Here is a 15,409-nt window from a genome sequence, read left to right as displayed (position 1 = left end):
TTTTACACTGGTGCCACATCCCGACCGGAGGCTCCTCTTGAACTACCTCGCCGTCATCCGCGCCCTCCTCTCGGGCTGGTGGATCATCGCCGGTGCAACGCTCCTCGGAGCTGGCGTATCGATCGTCATCACGAGCGTCACCCCGCCCACGTACGAAGCGTCGACCTCCTACTACGTGTCCGTTGCCGGCGACACCTCGGCTTCCGCGGGCGAGATCGCGCAGGGATCGAACGCGGCGCAGCAGAAGATCAAGTCCTACACGCAGCTCGCGACCTCCCCCCGGGTGCTGCAGGGCGTCATCGACGAGCTCGGCCTCGACACCACCCCGGCGGCACTCGCCTCCCGAGTCACGACATCGGTCGACACCGGCACCGTGATCATCCGGATCGCCGTGCAGGACGGGTCCGCCGACGCCGCGGCCAGGATCGCCGAACGGATCGGCAGGAGCCTCGCAGCGGTGGTGCAGCAGATCGAGCCGGCCGGCGCCGACCGGGCGCCGTCCGTCAGACTGGAGGAGGTGACCCCCGCGACCCGTCCGCTGAGCCCCGTCGCCCCGAAGAAGGCCACAGACCTCGCCCTCGGCCTGTTCGGTGGTCTGGCAGTGGGCGCGGCCCTCGCGTTGCTCCGCGCCGCGGTCGACACGCGCGTCCGCTCCGGCGAGGACCTCGAAGGCGACGTCCCGCTGGTCGGTGACATCGCATTCGACGCCGATGCCGCCCGGCACCCGCTGATTATCCGAGACGAGGTGAACTCGGCGCGGTCGGAGGCGTTCCGCAGCCTCCGGACGAACATCCAGTTCCTGCGGACCAGTGGGGCACCGACCATCGCCGTCACCAGTGCGCGTCCGTCCGAGGGCAAGACGACCACCACCGCCAACCTCGGGATCGCTCTGAGCAAGAGCGGCATGCGGACGGTCATCGTCGACGCCGACCTCCGCCGCCCGAACGTCGCTGCCGTCATGAACGTCGAGGGCGCCGTCGGGCTCACCGACCTGCTCGTCGGTCGCGTCGAACTCGTCGACGTCCTGCAGGACTGGGGGCTGGACGGCCTCTCGGTCCTGCCCGCCGGCACGATCCCCCCGAACCCGAGCGAACTGATCGGGTCCGAGGCGATGGCGCGCGTCCTCGCCGAGCTGGCCGCCGACCACGACGTCGTCCTGGTCGACACGCCACCGGTCCTCGCCGTCACCGACTCCGCGCTCGTCAGCACGCTCGTGTCCACGACGCTGCTCGTCACCGCCGCCAACCAGACGAAACGGTCCGACGTGCGACTCGCGATCGAGGCGCTGGCGCGCGTCGGCCAGCAGGTCGACGGCGTCGTCCTCACCAAGACCAAGCACAAGGCATCCCGAAGCGCGTACTACCGCTCGGAGTACACGAGCACCCGCACTGCCGAACGATGACAAGGATCCGACCCATGCACTCCCCCAGCCGCAGACGCACCCTCCGTGCGAAGCGCTTCTCCGACGTCATCGGCGCTTCGCTCGCGCTCGTCGCACTCGCTCCGGTGCTCGCCGTCGTCGCCGTCCTGGTCGCGGCTCGGCTCGGTCGTCCGGTGCTGTTCCGGCAGCCCCGCCCCGGGCTGCACGGCAAGACGTTCACCATCCTGAAGTTCCGGACGATGCTCGAGCCGGACCCCGTGGCAGGGCTCGTCAGCGACAGCGACCGGCTCACGCCGATCGGTTCCTTCCTGCGGTCGACGAGCCTCGACGAGCTCCCCAGCCTCTGGAACATCCTGCGGGGCGACATGAGCTTCGTCGGCCCCCGCCCGACCCTCTGCCGCTACCTCGAGCTGTACACCGCCGAGGAGTCACGCCGACACGACGTCCTGCCCGGTCTGACCGGTCTCGCCCAGGTGCGCGGCCGCAACGCGCTCCCGTGGCCCGAGCGACTGCGGTCCGACGTCGAGTACGTCGACACGGTGACGCTCGGCCTGGATCTGCGCATCCTGCTCCGCACGGTCGTCATCGTGCTCCGCCGCGAAGGGATCGCCGCGCCGGGTCACGTCAGCTCCGACGTCTTCGAGGGCACCGCCGCGATGACGGGTCGTTCCCGGTGAGGACCGTCTGGATCGTCAACCACTACGCGCACCACCGCGAGCGGGACGGCCGCGCGACCCGACACCAGCACCTCGCCGCGGGTCTGACCGAGCACGGTTGGCGCACGGTGGTCATCGCCGCCGGCACGGACCACCCCTCCGGCCGCTCCCACCTGCACGGGACGACGCTGCGCGAGCGCTGGACGGGCGACGGGTACGAGTTCTGCTGGCTCCGCGGAGTCGACCACCGTGGCGCTGGAGCCCGCCGAGCGATCCGTCGCATCGCCGACATCGGCTTGTTCACCGCGCTACTGCTCCGACCTGCTTCACTCCGAGGGCTCCCCCGACCGGACGTCGTGATCGGTGGCTCCTTCCATCCCCTGGCCGCGTGGGGCGCCTCGGTGCTCGCACGACGGATGGACGTGCCGTTCGTCTTCGAACCGCGCGACCTCTGGCCGGAGTCAGCCCTCGGGCTGGCGGGCATGACCGAACGGCACACGGTGGTCCGGCTGCTCCGACGGCTGGAACGGACCGTCGTCCGTCGGGCAGCGCACATCGTCTCCCCGCTCGAGGGCGTCGGCCGGTACTACGCCGACCGCGGTCAGCCCACGCCCTTCACCTGGGTCCCGAACGGTGTCGCGCTCGACGAGCGAGCCGACGAACCCGACGCACCCGAAGAGCCCTCGGACGAGCCCGACTCCGCACTCGCGCCCGCGCCCGATGACGACCGCTTCACGGTCACCTACATCGGCTCGATGGGGCCGGCGAACGCGCTCGAAGCCGTCCTCGACGGCTTCGACCTCGCCGCCCGCCGGGCCGCCGCGCGCGGCGGCCCACGTCTGGTGCTCCGCATGGTCGGGGACGGATCGGACGTCAGCGCGCTCCGGGAACGCGCGTCGCGCCTCCCGGCCGGCGCCGACGTGATCTGGGACGGACGGGTGCCGCAGGACGACGCCCGCCGCATCGGACGCCGGGCGGACTGCCTGGTCGTCAACATGCACGACCTCCCGCTCTACCGACACGGCGTCTCGATGAACAAGCAGTACGAGTACATGCTGCTCGGCCGCCCGTTGCTCGTCGGAGCACCCGTCACGCTCGAACCCGTGGCCGCCTCGACCAGCGGCCTGCACGTCCGGCCGGACGACCCCGAGGCGATCGCCGAGGGCATCCTCGCGCTCGCGACGATGCCCGCCGCCGAACGCGAGGCCATGGGTGCCCGCGGCCGCGACCACGTCGTCCGCGAGCACGACTACCGCCGGCTGGCCGGCGTCCTGGCCGGCGTCCTCGACGACACCGTCGCCGCCTGACCCTCCCCTCCCCCGTCCTGTCCTGTCCCGTCCGAGGAACCCCGAGCATGCTCCCCGACATCGTCCACGTCTCCAGCGCCCACCCCTGGGTCGACAACCGCGTCCACCTGCGGGAAGCCAGGGCAGCCGCCGACGCCGGCTACCGCGTCCGGCTCATCGCGGTCGAATCCGACCTCGACGCGCCTCCCACGTCCGTCGAGGTGGTCCGGATCCCCCGGCGTTCCCGGGTCCGGCGCATGGTCGTGTCGACCACGCAGGCACTCACCCTCGCGCTGCGGTCGCGCGCCCGGGTGGTGCACCTGCACGATCCCGAGCTCATCTGGACCATCCCGGTGCTCCGGCTGGCCGGTCGCACCGTCGTCTACGACGCGCACGAGGACCTGCCTGACCAGGTCTGGGGCAAGGACTACCTGACCCACCGGCAGCGTGCCGTGTTCGCGTTGCTCTCGCACGGGCTGCTCCGCGTGGCCGGGACCGCGAACCGGGTGGTCACCGCCACCGAGTGGACCGGACGCCGGTTCCCGGCGCCGCGCCGGATCGCGATCCACAACTTCCCCTTCGCGCGTCCAGAGGACGACGCCCAGGTCGGCCTGGAGGCGCGGCCCGCCCTGGTCGCGCACGTCGGGGTCCTGAGTCACGACCGCGGCATCGACGTGCTCGCGTCCGTCGTCGAGGAACCGTCGTTCCCGGCGGGATGGCGGATCGAGATGGTCGGATCGATCGACCGGGCGACGTCGACGGAGCGGTTGCGTGCCGCCGAGGCCACCGGCCGGGCTGTGCACGGTGGCGTCGTCGGCCCGCTGGAAGCGCGCGACCTGCTCCTGCGGGCTCGGATCGGCGTGGTCCCGTTCCGCCGGACGCCCGTCACCGACCAGATCTTCCCGACGAAGCTGTTCGAGTACCTCGCGGCCGGACTCGCGGTCATCGCCACCGACGTGCCTCTGTGGCGGCACCTGTTGCGCGGTGTCGAGTGCGTGACCTTCGTTCCGGCCGACGATCCCTCTGCCATCGCGGAGGCGATCCGCCGGTACGCGGACGACCCCGCGCTCCTCGAGCGCCACGGGGCCGAGGCCCGGCGGGCCGCCGCACGGTTCAGCTGGGCGCCGGAGGCCGAGCGTCTGGTCGCGATGTACGACGACCTCCTGCCCGGCGTCCGCGCAGCACGACCGACGCCGACGGCAACCCCGTGACGCGGGCGACGATCGACCGCGGCGAGCTCGCCCGTCCGGTGGGACGGGTGATCGGCGTGTTCATCGCGGTCGGACTCCTCGGCCTCACGATGAACTGGATCTCGGCGAACCTCGTCGCGCCGATCTTCTCGTACCTGGGGTACGGCTACGTCCCCGCAACCTGGCAGGCGCTGCTCGTCGTCATCGTGCTGACGACCGGGGTGGCGCTCACGCTCCCCCGGGTGCTCGTCCGGCCGTCGCACGTCGTGCTCTGGACGATCTTCGTCGTGTGCGTCAGCCCGACGATGATCATGAGCATCTCGACCGGGTACGTGTCCACCGCCACGGCGATCGCGCTGAGTGCCGCGGTCGGGACGGCCTTCGCACTGGTCAGCCTCGCCACTCCGAGCGGCGCGACTGCTCCGGAAGCCCGGGTCGAGCGGGCGGACGACGTGCTGGTCATCGGTGCGCGACGGATCGACCGTGGCACGCTCACGTGGCTGGTGTGCGGCCTCTACTCCCTCGTCACGTACGGCCTGATGGCGGGGACGGTCGGCATCCACATTCGTTTCCTGGCGCTCGACGACATCTACGAGGTGCGTGCCGACTACTCGGCAGACGTCGGGACCGGCGGTGCCCTCGGGTACCTGCTGACCGGTCAGGCGTACGTGATCAACCCGCTGGTCCTCGCGCGGGGCATCTTCCGTCGGCGCCCGTCCCTGGTGGTCCTCGCCCTCGCCGGGCAGTTCCTGCTGTACTCGAGCACCGGGTTCAAGGCGGTCCTGTTCTCGTTCATCGCCGTCCTCGGCATGGCCGTGCTGTTCCGGGGTACGAAACCGGCGCGGTCGCTCGCCTTCCTCACTGCGCCCCTCGCGATCATGATCGTCTCTGCGGTCGCCGATGAGGTGCAGGGCGGCATCACCTGGACGTCGGTGTTCACCCGTCGGTTCATGCTGACGCCGGGGCTGCTGTCCTCGGTCTACGTCGACTACTTCTCCGACAACCCCATCGCACGCTACGGGTACTCGTTCCTCAGCCCCTGGATCGAGTACCCGTACGACCTGCCGCCGCCGAAACGGATCTCCGACTACCTGGTGCCCGGGTCGGTGGGTTACGCGAACGCCAACCTGTTCGCCGACGGGTTCGCGAACCTGGGCTGGATCGGGATCTTCGTCGCGGCGGCTGCACTGTTCGTCTGGCTTCGGTTCCTGGACGGTGCGAGCCGGGGGCTCCCGATGCGGGTCGCGGCGATGGCGGTGGTGATGCCGAGCATCATGCTGTCCAACACGTCCATCTTCACGGCGATGCTCTCGCACGGGCTGCTGATGGGGACGCTGATCCTGCTGATCGCCCCGCGCAGTGGCTGGGAGCGGGCCGCGCCCAGACGGCGCCTCACCATCCTGGGCGACGATCGGCTGCGAGCACGATCCCGGGCCGGCCGCCGCTCGGCGCTCGCGTGCGAAGCACCCGCACCCGCGCTGTCACAGGGGCCGGCATCGATGCTGCTCCGCGCGCTGCCGGGGCAGGGCGCTGGGCGCCGCGATGCTGCAGCACGTGCACGGACCGACCGGCGGAAGGTGCCCGGGCGTCGGGCAGCTCAGCCCTCGCGGATCCGGAGCACCGCGCCGGCACCCGCCACGACCGCGGTCGTCGTCGCGGCCCAGTCGTTGTCCACGAGCACCAGGTCGTTGGCCGTCTGACGGCACAGCACCCCGTAGACGGCACCGCTCTCGACACTGCCCTCGTACCGGTTCCCCACCAGGTGCCCGCGGTTCTCGGTGGCGCGGATGTCGATCGCGACCGATGCGGCAGTGCCCTGTCGCCGCAGCCCCGCGATCCGGTTGCCGACGAGCGTGATGCCGTCGTTCGAGTGGTAGAGGGAGAGCCCGCGACGGACGCCACCCGGGCAGTGGTTGTGCGCGACGATCAGATGCCGCGTCAGGTACACGAGGACGGCCCCGTCGCGGTCACCGTCTCCGTACCCCGACACCGTGTTGCGGAGGACGATGCCGTTCGCCCGTTCGGCGGGGTCACCGACGGTCTCGCCCGCGCCGCGGATGACGATGCCGGACCCGGGGCCGGACGTCGTCCGGCGGACGACGTTGTCGATGACCGAGCAGTCGAGGGGCGCGTACTTCGTGGCGCCGGCGTTCGACTCGTCCTTCGAGGGGACGACGGCGATCCCCACCCGGCAGTTCTCCACGAGGTTGCGGAGGATCGCGATGGACTGCCCGCCGTGGGTGTCGATGCCCTCCCACGCGGGGACGTCGGAGACGTGGTTGTCCGCGATGACGACCCGGGCCGAACGCGGTGCGCCGAGGAGCCCGGTGGTGGTCGCGCGGACGGCTTCGATGCCGTACGAGTTCAGGTAGGGCGCAGGCTGGGTCACCCGGGCGATGCGGTTGCCACGCACCGTGCCGTCGGTGCAGGAGAACATGAGCACTCCGGCGTAGCCGACGTCGGCGATGACGCAGTCCGCGACGGTGAACGCGGCGCAGTGGTCGAGGAGGACACCGTCGTGGGAGAAGTCGCGGATGTCCGCGCCGAGGATCCGCACGTCGTGGAACGGCCGTGTGACGGTGCCGACGACGTGGATCCCCCGACCGAGCCCGGAGTGGTCCGACCCGGAACCACGGAGGACCGCGTCGATGATGGTGACGTCCGACGCAGCGACGACGAGCACGTCGATGTCGCGCGTGGTGGAGAGCGATCCGCCGACGAACCGGATCGTCATCGCGCGGTCGATCCGCAGCGGCTCGGACAACACCCAGTGCCGGGTCACGACGAGCACGGCACCCGCGTCGGTGGCCGCGACGGCGTCCTGCAACCGGCCGACCCCGGCGTCGGTCACCATCCGGGCCGTGTCCGCCGGCGCGGGAGTCGAGCGTCCGGACGCGGCGGCCGACCGGGTTCCGGTGGCGAGCAGCGCTGCGGGGATCGCTCCGGCCGCGCCGAACAGCGCACCCCGTCGGCTGACGACCGACCGGGGTGGCGGGAGCGGCGTCACCGCCCGACGGCTTCCGGCATCGGCGGAGCGCCGGACAGCGACCGGTACAGGTCGAGCAGGACGTGCTCTTCGTGGTCCCACCGGAAGCGTTCGAGCACCAGGGCGCGGCCGGCTTCGGCGTGCCGCCGCAGCAGCTCAGGATCGCTGTCGTACCGGCGGAGCGCGGCCACGACGGACTCCGGGTCACCCGGTGGCACCCACGTCGCGCAGTCGGCGCCGTCGAGCAGCTCGCGCCAGAGCGGGACGTCGGTCGCGACGACCGCCAGTCCGGCCGCCAGGTACTCGAACAGCTTGGTGGGGATCGACGCCGCGTAGGCGGGCGTCGGCAGGAGTGGGAGGAGCCCGACGCGGGCGGTCACCAACAGGTCGCGGGCCGCGTGCGGGGCCAGGACGCCCCGGTGGTCGATGCGCCCGGTGTCGACCAGTGCGTCGAACGCACGCGGTCGACCGCCGAGTCGATCGGACCGGCGGTGACCACGCGCCAGCCGTCCGGGAGCCCGGGTGACGCCGCGACCCCGGTCAGGACGTCGATCCCCCGGTCGCGGCTCATCGAGCCGAGGTAGACGGCCACCTGACCACGAGCAGCGGCTGGCGGGGCGTCGGTGTCCTGGGCACGGAGCCGTGGGACGTTCCGGACCAGGACGGTCCGGTCGGCGCGGAAGCGGCGTGCGATGGTTGGCGTCGCGGCCACCACGGTGCGTGACCGGCGTGCCAGGGCCACTGCGGCGTGCGCCGCCACCGTGCTGCCACGGCGGGCGACGGGGCCGAGGTACTCCTTGCCCCGCACCTGCTCCGGCAGGTCTTCGTGGGCGTCGTACACCACCGTCCGGTGCAGCACCCGCAGGAGCGGGAGCGCCCAGAGCAGTTCGGGGTCGTGCAGGTGCACGATCGGCGCCCGCGACGAGAGCGCCGCCCCGATGACCTGCACCGAGGACACCAGGACCCGTCGCCCGCGACGCCGGGCCGGGATGCGTCGGACGTAGACCCCCGTCTCGGGGTCGGGGAGGTGCCAGTCCGTTTCAGGGCCGGCACCGGCGGCAGCGACGGCGACCAACGCCGTGCGGTACCCGGCACGCGCCGCGCTCGCCGCAGCACGGAGGTGCACTCGGTTGTCGGTCCACGGGTGGGCGCTCGAGACATGGACGATGTCGAACGGGCGGGGTCGAGGGGCCATGCAGCGAAACTACGGGGCGGCCCGGCACCCGCGCGAGTTATCTACATGTTGCATTCCAGCGGACCGGTCCACTCACGGCACCACACCGAGCATCTCGTCGTGCTGGCGGGTCGCTCGCACCACGAGCAGCAGGACCGCCGCGTAGGAGACGGTCATCGCCGAGGCGAGCGCGACGAGCACGACCGGCATCGGGGCCCCGAGCACGGAGGGCACGAGCACCGCGGCGGCGCACACCACGAGACGCGATGCGTCCCACGTCAGCTGCGCACCCTGCCGCTGCAGCATCGACAGCACCTGCGTGACCGGCGATGCGGCGACCTGGACCGCGAACGCCGGGACGAGGACCTGCGCGTAGGTGCCGGAGACCGCCCACTCCGCACCGAACACGGTCGAGAACACGGCGGGTCCGAGCAGCACGACGACGAGTACCGCGACCGCACCCGCGGTGGCGAGACGCACGACGAGCCGCAGGACGAGCCGGCGCACCGGATCACCCGACCGGATGCGGAGTCCGAACGCCCCGGCGGCGTACTGCGCGGTGGCGTCCGCGACCATGCCGACCGGAGCACCGAGCACCCGCATCGTGAGGGCGACGAAGCCTGCGGCGACGCTGCCGTGCAGCGCCGCGATGAGCAAGCCGGGCGCCTGCTGGCCGACGACGTTCAGCATCGAGGACCACGGCGTGATGACGAGGAACCGCCGGTGGTGACGGGCGGCGGCCGTGAGCGACCGAGGGGTGGTCCGCTCGGCGTCGCCTCGCCGGAACCGGACCATCCCGAGCACGGCCGCGATCCGGCCCACCGCCAGGCCGCCCACCAACCCGACCGGACCCGCCGCGGCCATCGCCACGTTCCAGACGGACTGGCCGATGCCCTGGCAGGCGTTGCGCACGGCGATGGACCGGTGCTGCTGCCGCCGCGCGAGCACGGCGGAGGCGATCCGTTGCGCCCCCACCGCGACGACCGTCACGGGGACCGTCCACCACAGGTCCTCGAGGGCCGGTGCGGTGAACCACCGTGCCGCGTCGCCGCGGAGGACCCAGGCGACCCCGGCGGTGCCGACGCCGACGATCAGCGTCGAGAACAGACCGAGTGCGACCAGCGCGCTGGTCGTCGCCCGGTCGTGCGCGACGACCAGTGCACGGTCGGTGCCGAGCGTCGCACCGGCTCCGAGGATGCTCGCGACCGCTGTGACGACCGCGAGCGTGCCGAAGTCCGCCGGGGTGTAGAGCCGCGTCAGCAGCGGTGAGATCGCCACGACCAGACCCTGGCCGAGGACCGTGCCGACGAGGATCGTCGCGATCGCCGGGAGCCGCCGTCGTGGCGAGGACCGCACGGCGTCAGGCCACGGGGACCACGGGCGGCGCACCGATCGCGGTCACCGTGGTGGATGCCCACCGTTCGACGTCGAGGACCCGTCGTCCGTCGACGACCGTGCGGACGCCGGGGAGCCGGGACTCGTCCCACGTCGCGTACTCGGCGTGGTCGGCCTGCACGACCGCCGCGTCCACCGGTTCACCGTCGGCGTGGGGCTCGAAGCCGAGACCGCGGAGTTCGACGTCGGCGTACAGGGGGTCGGACACGGTCACCACTGCGCCGTGCGCCCGGAGCGCGTCGACGGTGCCGAAGACCCCGGAGAACGCGGTCTCCTTCACGCCGCCACGGTAGGCGGCACCGAGGACGACGACCCGCTGGCCCCGCAGGTCCCCGTGCAGGCGCCCGAGGAGGTCGACCGCGTGGGCCGGCATCGCGGCGTTCCTGGCACGAGCGGCACGGACGACCGTGGCCTCCGGGTCGTTCCAGAGGTACAGCCGCGGGTACACCGGGATGCAGTGACCGCCGACCGCGATCCCGGGACGGTGGATGTGGCTGTACGGCTGGGAGTTGCACGCGTCGATGACCGCGGCGATGTCGATGGACTGCCGTTCGGCGAACCGGGCGAACTCGTTCGCGAGCGCGATGTTGACGTCGCGGTAGGTGGTCTCGGCGAGCTTCGCGAGCTCGGCGGCCTCGGCGGTGTGGAGGTCCCAGACGCCGTTCGGCCGGCCGAGGTCGTCGCGCTCGTCGAACTGCAGCACCGCTTCGTAGAACGCCCGGCCGCGCGCCGAGCCCTGGTCGGAGAGACCACCGACGAGCTTCGGGTAGCGCCGGAGGTCGGCGAACACCCGGCCGGTCAGGACCCGCTCCGGCGAGAAGACGACGTGGAAGTCCTGCCCCTCGAGGAGTCCGGAGCGGGCCTCGAGCCGGGGTGCCCAGCGACCACGGGTCGTACCGACCGGCAGCGTCGTCTCGTACGCGACCAGGGTGCCGGGTCGCAGGTGGTCGCCGATCGTGTCGGTGGCGGCGTCCATCCAGCCGAAGTCGGGGATGCCGTCGGCGTCCACGAAGAGGGGCACGACGACCACGACGACGTCGGCGCCGGGGATCGCTGCCGCGGCGTCAGTGGTCGCACGGAGCCGCCCCGCGGGGACGACCTCACGCAGGCCGTCGGCGAGCCCGTGCTCGCCGGGGAACGGCTCGGTCGCGGCGTTCACCGCGTCGACCACCCCGCTCGCGACGTCGAGACCCGTGACGCGGGCACCGGACCGTGCGTACTGGACGGCGAGCGGGAGCCCGATCTTGCCGAGACCGACGACGACGACGTTCATGCTGCTGCTCCTTCGGCGTCCGTGCCGAGCTGCACGGTCTGCTGGATCCGCGAGGACTCGAGGACGGCCTCGGCGACGAGCACCGTCCGGAGGCCGTCGCGGAGGGTGACGATGTCCGACGGCCGCCCGAGCACGGCGTCGCGGAACGCCTCGTGCTCGACCAGGAGCGGCTCGCGCTTGCTGATGGCGAACCGGGTGCTGGCCCCCTCGGACACACCCCGGAACGCGGCGACCTGGTCCCACTCGGTCTGGACGGTGCCGTTCTCGTGGAAGGTCAGGTCGGCGGTGAGGGTGTCGGCGACGAACGTGCCGCGGTCACCGGTGACGATCAACAGGCGCTCCTTGTACGGGGTGAGCCAGTTCACGAGGTGCGAGGTCAGCGTGCCGTCGGCCAGGCGACCGGTGACGGTGACGAGGTCCTCGTGGGGGCGCCCGCTCTTGGTCCCCGCGAGCGCACCGACGTGGACGAACGGTGACCGGGCGATCCACGACGTCGAGTCGATGTCGTGCGTGGCGAGGTCCTTCACGACGCCGACGTCCGCGATCCGTGCAGGGAAGGGCCCCTGTCGACGCGTGACGATCTGGTAGACGTCGCCCAGCTCGCCGGCGTCGAGCCGCTGCCGCAGTGCCTGCAACGCCGGGTTGTACCGCTCGATGTGCCCCACCGCGCCGACGAGTCCGGCGCGGTCGAACGCGCCCACGAGGCGCGCCGCAGCCGGACCGTCGACCGCGACGGGCTTCTCGATCAGGGCGTGCACCCCCGCCGCGGCGAGTTCCAGACCGACGGTCTCGTGGTGCGCAGTGGGCACCGCGACGACCGCGGTGTCGAGGCCGAGCGCGATGAGCTCCCCGACCGACCGGACGACCGGCACGCCCTGGGCGACGTCGTGCTGGTCACCGAGGGCATCGGCGACGCCGACGAGTTCGACCCCCTCGAGCGACCGGAGGACCCGGGCGTGGTGCCGCCCCATCATCCCGAGGCCGATCACCCCGGCCCGCAGCACGCCGCTCATCGTCCGGCCCCGGCGAGGGTGTTGACGGCCTCGACGACCCGGTCGAGTTGCGAGAGCGTGAGGGTCGGGTACACCGGCAGCGCGAGGACCTCGGACGCCGCACGCTCCGTCTCGGGCAGGTCGAGGTCGTGCCCGAACGACGGGAGCCGGTGCACGGGGGTCGGGTAGTAGACGCCGGAGCCGATCCCGAACTCGGAGCGGAGTGCGGCCGCGAAGCCGTCGCGGTCCGAGGGCACCCGTACGACGTACTGGTGGAAGACGTGCTCTGCCCGCGGATCGGTCGTCGGCGTCACCACGCCGTCGAGCTCGCGGCTGAAGTAGGCGGCGTTCGCCTGCCGCTGCGCGGTCCACCCCAGGACCTTGCGGAGCTGCACGCGCCCGATCGCGGCGTGGATGTCGGTCATCCGCGCGTTGAAACCGATGACCTCGTTCGCGTAGCGCTGCTCCATGCCCTGGTTGCGCAGCAGCCGGAGCATGCGGTCGACCGCGGCGTCGCGGGTCGAGACCATGCCCCCTTCGCCGGCGGTCATGTTCTTGGTGGGGTAGAGGCTGAACGCCGCGGCGTCGGACGAACTGCCGACGCGCGTGCCCGCCCACCGGGCTCCGTGCGCCTGCGCAGCGTCCTCGACCACGAGCAGGTCGTGCTCCTCGGCGATGCGCGCGATCGCGGTCATGTCGGCCGGGTGTCCGTAGAGGTGCACCGGCATCACCGCCCGGGTCGCCGGGGTGACCGCAGCGCGGACGGCGGCCGGGTCGACGCAGTAGGTCAGGGGATCGATGTCGACGAACACCGGCTCGGCGCCGACGAGTCGGACGGCATTGGCCGTGGCGGCGAAGGTGAACGACGGCACGATGACCTCGTCACCCGGACCGATGCCGAGCGCGACGAGCGCCAGGTGCAGTGCAGCGGTGCCGCTGTTGACCGCGGTGACCGAGGCTCCGGCGACGAGGACGTCGCCGAACTCGCGCTCGAAGGCGGCGACCTCGGGGCCCTGCGCGAGACCGCCGCTTTCGAGGACGGCATCGACGGCGCGGCGTTCGTCGAGGCCGATGAGGGGCTTCGCCGCGGGGATGAGTTCGAGTGTGGTGGTCAACGGATGGCCTCGATCGTGTCGGTGGTCTCGGAGTGGAGGAAGCGGTCACCGGTCTCGGTGCAGACCAGCGTGTGGTCGTCGACCTGCGCCAGCCGTCGGCCGGTCCGGCTCACCCAGCCGATGCGGCGCGCGGGGACCCCGGCGACGAGCGCGTGGTCCGGGACGTCGTGGACGACGACGGCGCCGGCCGCGACCATCGCCCACCGGCCGATGCGGATGGGGGCGACGCAGAGCGCCCCGGCCCCGATCGACGCACCGTGCTCGACGACGACGGCCGTGGGCCGCCAGTCGTCGGCGTCCTGCACGGAGCCGTCCGGGTTGATCGCCCGCGGAGTGTTGTCGTTGGTGAGGACGGCACCGGGTCCGATGAAGACTCCGTCGCCGACGACCGCCGGTCCGTAGACGAGAGCCCCGTTCTGGACCTTGCAGCGAGCACCGATGCGGACCCCGGCTCCGATCGTGACGCCGCGACCGACGAGGGTCTCGCTGCCGACGGACGCGTGCGCCTCGACGTGGGAGTCGTCCCAGATGCGGGCTCCGGGAGCGACGTCCGCCGAGGGCGACACGACGGCTGCCGGGGCGATGAACGCCGTCGGGAGGGTGGGACTGGGGGTCATGGGTGCGCTGCCGGATCAGGCGCGGCGGGACCTCCGCTGCCGGACCACCATACGATATACCGGTACGACATATCAAGCGTGATGATCACGAGTGCCAGGGGTTCGCGCCCCCGCCCCGCAGCCGGACGCCGGTAGTGTCGTCCCGTGCGATGGAGTCGAGTGAACTGGCCCTCCGTTGGCTACGTCTCCCTCGAGGACTTCGACGGCCAGCGCGAACACGTGACCCGGTTGCTCGAGGACGCCCCACCCACGGTCGCCGCGCTCCTGACCGTCAAGTGGACCGACTCACGGGTCGAACGCTGGGTCGTGGAGTCCGCCGACGCCGTCGTCGACCCGGACGCCGACGAGGACGACGTGACGACACCCGTCGACCTGCCGGGGCACGGTGTGCCCGACCCGGTCGTCGTGCACGCCGACATCGTGGTGCGCAACGACGAGGTCCTCGACACCTCGGACGGCCTGTGGCGCCGCTGGAACCACGCCAGGGTGTCGCTCCGACTCCGGGACGCCGTCATCGACCCGCCGGGCATCGACGCCGCAGCACTGCTCGCCGGTGACGCGCACGTCGCCCGGGGCGAGCTCGAGTACCTGAACGAGCACGACGCCTGGGAACTCCGCCTGCTGATCTCCCCCGTCGGCGAGGTCGCGATCCGGTTCCGGGGCGTCCGGGTGGCGATCCGGAGCGTCGCCGAGAGCGTGTACGCCGGCCTCGAGGCACGCCCGGCACGCGGCTGGCACGGCCCGGTACCGGACGGCTGGGTCGAGTGGACGACCGAGGTGGTGCGGGCAGCGGCCTCCGGCGACCTCGGCGGACTGCACCTGGCCGACGACGCGAGCGACGTCGACGACGTCGACCCCCGCTGGGGCTTCGCCCCGCTGCACGCCGCCGCGTGGTTCGACCACCCCGAGATGCTCGAGGAACTCCTGCGCCGCGGCGCGACCCTGCAGCTGGAGGACACCGAGGGGCGGACGCCGCTGACGCTGGCGATCGACCGCGACGCGCGACGGGCGGTCGACGCGCTGGTCGCAGCGGGTGCCGACCTGGAGGCCCGTGACGGCGACGGCAACACCCCGATCGTCCGCGCTGCGTGGGGTGGGCACGCCGCGATCGTGCGTGCCCTCGCCACCGCGGGTGCGGACACCAGGGCGCGCGGGTCACGGGGTGCGACGCTGCTGATCGCGGCCGTCGACTCCGGCGACCTCGACACGGTCCGGGTCGTGCTGTCGCTCGACGTCGACCGGGACGCCGTCGACGACGAGGGCTCGACCGCCGCGGACCGCGCGGAGCTGCTCCGCGAGGCGGCCGTCGCAGACCTGCTCGCCGCGGCCTGACCGCGGCCCGCA

The 15,409-nt window shown here is 72.3% G+C and carries 14 protein-coding genes; 6 read left to right on the top strand and 8 right to left on the bottom strand.

Features of this window, described 5'->3' with window-relative positions; genetic code table 11:
- Nucleotides 1-37: 37 nt before the first annotated feature.
- The 5 genes from OE229_RS05135 to OE229_RS05115 are packed head-to-tail and all read left to right on the top strand — an operon-like array spanning nucleotide 38 to nucleotide 6,213.
- On the top strand, nucleotides 38-1,402 hold the full coding sequence (locus OE229_RS05135; RefSeq protein WP_262136793.1) for a tyrosine-protein kinase domain-containing protein: 1,365 nt from the start codon (nucleotides 38-40) through the stop codon (nucleotides 1,400-1,402).
- 14 nt (nucleotides 1,403-1,416) lie between these two features.
- Complete coding sequence (locus OE229_RS05130; RefSeq protein WP_262136792.1) at nucleotides 1,417-2,058, top strand: sugar transferase; 642 nt, start codon at nucleotides 1,417-1,419, stop codon at nucleotides 2,056-2,058.
- Nucleotides 2,055-3,344, top strand: a complete 1,290-nt coding sequence (locus tag OE229_RS05125; protein ID WP_262136790.1) for a glycosyltransferase family 4 protein — start codon at nucleotides 2,055-2,057, stop codon at nucleotides 3,342-3,344. The genes OE229_RS05130 and OE229_RS05125 overlap by 4 nt, the downstream gene beginning before the upstream one ends.
- A gap of 47 nt (nucleotides 3,345-3,391) precedes the next feature.
- Nucleotides 3,392-4,534 carry a glycosyltransferase gene (locus OE229_RS05120; protein WP_262136789.1) on the top strand — a complete coding sequence of 381 codons (1,143 nt, stop codon included), beginning with the start codon at nucleotides 3,392-3,394 and terminating at the stop codon, nucleotides 4,532-4,534.
- Nucleotides 4,531-6,213 (top strand): O-antigen polymerase, encoded by a 1,683-nt coding sequence (locus OE229_RS05115; RefSeq protein ID WP_262136786.1) that lies wholly within the window; start codon nucleotides 4,531-4,533, stop codon nucleotides 6,211-6,213. Before OE229_RS05120 ends, OE229_RS05115 begins: the two co-directional genes overlap by 4 nt.
- Here OE229_RS05115 and OE229_RS05110 read toward each other — a convergent pair.
- The 8 genes from OE229_RS05110 to OE229_RS05075 form a co-directional block, all read right to left on the bottom strand.
- A complete protein-coding gene (locus tag OE229_RS05110; RefSeq protein WP_262136784.1) occupies nucleotides 6,111-7,520 on the bottom strand; it encodes a right-handed parallel beta-helix repeat-containing protein in 1,410 nt (469 codons plus the stop codon). The two genes, OE229_RS05115 and OE229_RS05110, sit on opposite strands and share 103 nt — an antisense overlap.
- Entirely contained in the window at nucleotides 7,517-7,927 is a 411-nt protein-coding gene (locus tag OE229_RS05105; protein WP_459251772.1) for a glycosyltransferase family protein, read from the bottom strand. Before OE229_RS05105 ends, OE229_RS05110 begins: the two co-directional genes overlap by 4 nt.
- Complete coding sequence (locus OE229_RS05100) at nucleotides 7,876-8,694, bottom strand: hypothetical protein (RefSeq protein ID WP_262136781.1); 819 nt, start codon at nucleotides 8,692-8,694, stop codon at nucleotides 7,876-7,878. The genes OE229_RS05105 and OE229_RS05100 overlap by 52 nt, the downstream gene beginning before the upstream one ends.
- Before the next feature lie 72 nt (nucleotides 8,695-8,766).
- Nucleotides 8,767-10,029, bottom strand: a complete 1,263-nt coding sequence (locus OE229_RS05095; RefSeq protein WP_262140036.1) for a lipopolysaccharide biosynthesis protein — start codon at nucleotides 10,027-10,029, stop codon at nucleotides 8,767-8,769.
- Between the two features lie 4 nt (nucleotides 10,030-10,033).
- A complete protein-coding gene (locus OE229_RS05090) occupies nucleotides 10,034-11,341 on the bottom strand; it encodes a nucleotide sugar dehydrogenase (protein WP_262140034.1) in 1,308 nt (435 codons plus the stop codon).
- A complete protein-coding gene (locus OE229_RS05085; protein WP_209132974.1) occupies nucleotides 11,338-12,354 on the bottom strand; it encodes a Gfo/Idh/MocA family protein in 1,017 nt (338 codons plus the stop codon). Before OE229_RS05085 ends, OE229_RS05090 begins: the two co-directional genes overlap by 4 nt.
- Nucleotides 12,351-13,448, bottom strand: a complete 1,098-nt coding sequence (locus OE229_RS05080) for a DegT/DnrJ/EryC1/StrS family aminotransferase (protein WP_262140032.1) — start codon at nucleotides 13,446-13,448, stop codon at nucleotides 12,351-12,353. The genes OE229_RS05085 and OE229_RS05080 overlap by 4 nt, the downstream gene beginning before the upstream one ends.
- Entirely contained in the window at nucleotides 13,445-14,065 is a 621-nt protein-coding gene (locus OE229_RS05075) for an acyltransferase (RefSeq protein ID WP_182064566.1), read from the bottom strand. The genes OE229_RS05080 and OE229_RS05075 overlap by 4 nt, the downstream gene beginning before the upstream one ends.
- Nucleotides 14,066-14,209: 144 nt before the next feature.
- Between OE229_RS05075 and OE229_RS05070 the strand changes: the two genes are divergently transcribed.
- The gene (locus OE229_RS05070; RefSeq protein ID WP_262140031.1) at nucleotides 14,210-15,397 is read left to right on the top strand and encodes an ankyrin repeat domain-containing protein; all 1,188 of its coding nucleotides are present in this window, start codon (nucleotides 14,210-14,212) and stop codon (nucleotides 15,395-15,397) included.
- Nucleotides 15,398-15,409: the final 12 nt, after the last annotated feature.

The sequence above is a fragment of the Curtobacterium poinsettiae genome (genome assembly GCF_025677645.1).
Taxonomy (GTDB): Bacteria; Actinomycetota; Actinomycetes; order Actinomycetales; family Microbacteriaceae; genus Curtobacterium; species Curtobacterium poinsettiae_A.
The sequence above is the reverse complement of the archived record's forward strand: the minus strand, read 5'-3'. Positions and strand labels throughout refer to the sequence as shown.

Bases quoted from the DNA above. Each gene is read 5' to 3' on its own strand.
- OE229_RS05130 (WP_262136792.1), top strand. From the start codon at position 1,417: ATGCACTCCCCCAGCCGCAGACGCACCCTCCGTGCGAAGCGCTTCTCC.
- OE229_RS05120 (WP_262136789.1), top strand. From the start codon at position 3,392: ATGCTCCCCGACATCGTCCACGTCTCCAGCGCCCACCCCTGGGTCGAC.
- OE229_RS05100 (WP_262136781.1), bottom strand. From the start codon at position 8,694: ATGGCCCCTCGACCCCGCCCGTTCGACATCGTCCATGTCTCGAGCGCC.
- OE229_RS05090 (WP_262140034.1), bottom strand. From the start codon at position 11,341: ATGAACGTCGTCGTCGTCGGTCTCGGCAAGATCGGGCTCCCGCTCGCC.
- OE229_RS05085 (WP_209132974.1), bottom strand. From the start codon at position 12,354: ATGAGCGGCGTGCTGCGGGCCGGGGTGATCGGCCTCGGGATGATGGGG.
- OE229_RS05075 (WP_182064566.1), bottom strand. From the start codon at position 14,065: ATGACCCCCAGTCCCACCCTCCCGACGGCGTTCATCGCCCCGGCAGCC.